Origin of the sequence: Mycobacterium sp. (genome assembly GCF_039583785.1) — a bacterium.
GTDB lineage: Bacteria > Actinomycetota > Actinomycetes > Mycobacteriales > Mycobacteriaceae > Mycobacterium.
In genome coordinates this window covers 1-2664 of the sequence record NZ_JAVKSG010000168.1, presented here as the reverse complement: position 1 = coordinate 2664, position 2664 = coordinate 1, and the positions used below count along the sequence as shown (strand labels likewise).

The following is a 2664-nucleotide window of genomic DNA, read 5'->3' as shown; positions in this document are numbered from 1 at the left end:
CGGCTGATTCCGGCGCGAAGAATCCGGCGTTGCCCGACGATAGCGATGCCGGCAATCACAGCGACGATGAGGTTCAGGTACCACGCCGATCCGCCCAGCACACCGATGCCCGCCAGCAGAAGCAGGGCGCCGCCGAAGGCGAAACGCAGAATACGCTTCCGACGGTTTTTCGCCGCGACGCCCGCCATCAGCGACCGTCCCGCGGTGCGATTACCGGAGCACGATAGTCGCCCGCGGACGCCGCACCTGCCGCCGCGCCCGGCCGGACGGTCAGCCAGACATCTGCCCGATCAACCGGTGAGTCATGAAGCGCGGTCACCGTCAATTGCGCGATCAGAGTGTCCTGTGCAGCCGAGATGATCCGGGATTGTGACACGCTGTCGATGGCCCCGAGCTCGTGGGTGATCTGCATGGCGAGCGCCCCCACCAGACCGGCGCCCTCGGTCGCCACCGCGAGTTCGCGGCGCAGTTCGCGGGATGTCGGCACCGACTGCAGCTGCTGGTCGGCCAGCATCGCGAACACCGCAGCTGGGTCCAGTCGGGCCTGGACGCGGTGCATGGTCAGCACCGCGTTGGCGCAGAACTCCGACAGGCACCGGTCGTTGCGGCACACCCACACGCGGACCCCGAGCGCGGAGTCGAAAGGCTCCCAGCCGGGCGGCACCCCCACCTCTACCACCAGCCCGGCAAACCGATCGACCGGCAAAACCGCGAAGCCGTGCTCTTTTACGAACTCATCGAATCGCATCGCCGTCTTCCTACCCGAAACCGAACACCGATTCGACGCCGCGCACCGCACTACCGACCGCATCCGCGACCGGATGCCAGGCCCATTCGACAAACTTCGACCCGCCCCACGCTGCAACCTGCCCCTACACCAGCGCCGACCACCACGCCAATCGCGGTCCCCACGCCTGGAACGAACGAACCGATCAATCCACCGGTCTCTGCGCCCGCCCATAACCCGGCGGCCACACCCGCACCCTCCCGGGTGACGGCCTCGGCCACCGAGTTGCCGTCGTGGATATCGGACATGACGGCCGGTACCGCGGCGGCCGCACCGACCACCTGACCGAGCCGGGAGAATCCTTTCAGCTCGACGCCGCCAACCGTCGGATCCTCCAGCCAGTTCAACAATCCCTGGGGAGCCTTACCCGGACCCGTACCGGGCGACTCGTTGATCACTTTTAGCGTCGTCTTGCCCACGCCATCCGCGGTACCGCCGGCGACGGCGCCCGCAGCACCGAGCGCCACATCCCCCGTCGTCACTGTCAGCCCGGAGGCCTCGCCGGCCGCTCCGGCGCCGCCATCCCCGGCAGGCGTGCCGGCCGTACCGGTGCCGCCTTCCTCAGCAGGTGTGCCGGCGGCGCCGGCCCCGCCGTCTGCGTCTGGAGGCGCCTCGCCGGTCGCGGTCGCCAGCGACGACTTGGCCGACGCCATGGTGGCCGCATACCCAGCACGACTACTCAGGACATCGCCCAGCGTGCTCCGCACTGCGGCGACCGCTGAGTCGTGCAAAGCCCGCGTGTCCTGATTGGCGGTTTCGGCGGCGCCGATCTCGTCGTCGATCCGGTGCAGCAAATTGTCCAGCGCGGCGATATCAGCGTCGCAGCTGCGTTGCGCCGTGGCCAATGCCACGGCCACCGTCTCCAAATCCCATGCGATCTTGGCGAGTTGGGGCTTCTGCAGCTTCAATGCCGTGGTGGCGCGGATGACCTGGGCGGACTCGTTGATCGGATGCTCAGCCCCGTTGTGCCGCCAGCCCTTCTCAAAGCGCCGCTTGGCCGTTTCGAAGTCATCCTCGACCTCGGGTGGCAGAACCCGCCGCAGCATGAAGCGCGTCGGCCTGGGCGTTGATCGCGCCGGCGTCACCGGCTTGCAGTCCATCGTTGATCTGCCACGGGTCCCCACCGGCCGCCGCAATCAAATCACCGGCCGACAGCTTGACCAACCCCAAGGTTGGAGGCATCAGAGCGTGCCGAAACCGGCTTCGCCGGCCCGCAGGGAGTCGGCGGCCGAAGCATCCCCCGCGGTGAATTCATGTGCCGCGGAACGGCTTTTGTCGCTGATGTCGGCAAGTCCGCGGTGATGGCCGTTCAACAGCTCAATGTGGCCCTGGTGTGCCGCCACGATGGCCTGGTGAAATTCGTGGGCTTCGGCGAAATCGCCGAACATCCCGGCTGTCGGCTGCTTGCCGGCCAGCTTGTCCGCCGCAGCCTGCGCCATGCGGGCCGCATCACCACACCGATCCGCACCGGCATGCAGATGTGCGATGTCGACTTCCATGCTCCGCTCGACCTCGCCCGTTTTCTCCTCGTTGCAACCCTGGCTGCGGAGTCTACCGGTGGGCACGCCTATGAACTTGCAGGGAATTTACGTTCATTCCCACCGGCTGTGGGATTCCACGCTGTCCGACGCTGCTTCAACGCCCCTGCCGGATCCCGACACCAACCCCGCGAGCAGTCCGTCCAGGTTCCTCCGCTAAGCAAGGGGGGTGGACGAACACACCCGCGATAGTTGGCAAAGCGTACTCCGCAGCCTGTTCACCGGCTGGCAGCGTCCGACCACCCATCCGGTCGACACCCGCGGCGAGGGCGCCGAGAGCCTGATCGGGTTCGTGGTCGCCGCCGGGTTGGTCGGCGTGCTCACCGGCCTCAGCGCCGC

3 protein-coding genes and 1 pseudogene are annotated in these 2664 nt (G+C 67.5%); all 4 read right to left on the bottom strand.

What is annotated here, in order from left to right:
- Positions 1-188 (bottom strand): annotated as a pseudogene (locus tag ABDV69_RS20980) (hypothetical protein); the annotation flags it as partial.
- Positions 188-748: an LpqN/LpqT family lipoprotein gene (locus ABDV69_RS20975; protein ID WP_343577725.1), complete on the bottom strand. Its 561-nt coding sequence runs from the start codon at positions 746-748 to the stop codon at positions 188-190. The gene ABDV69_RS20975 and the pseudogene ABDV69_RS20980, both read right to left, overlap by 1 nt.
- A 50-nt stretch (positions 749-798) precedes the next feature.
- Complete coding sequence (locus tag ABDV69_RS20970) at positions 799-1887, bottom strand: hypothetical protein (protein WP_343577724.1); 1089 nt, start codon at positions 1885-1887, stop codon at positions 799-801.
- Between the two features lie 81 nt (positions 1888-1968).
- Positions 1969-2352 (bottom strand): DUF2563 family protein, encoded by a 384-nt coding sequence (locus ABDV69_RS20965; protein WP_343577723.1) that lies wholly within the window; start codon positions 2350-2352, stop codon positions 1969-1971.
- Positions 2353-2664: the final 312 nt, after the last annotated feature.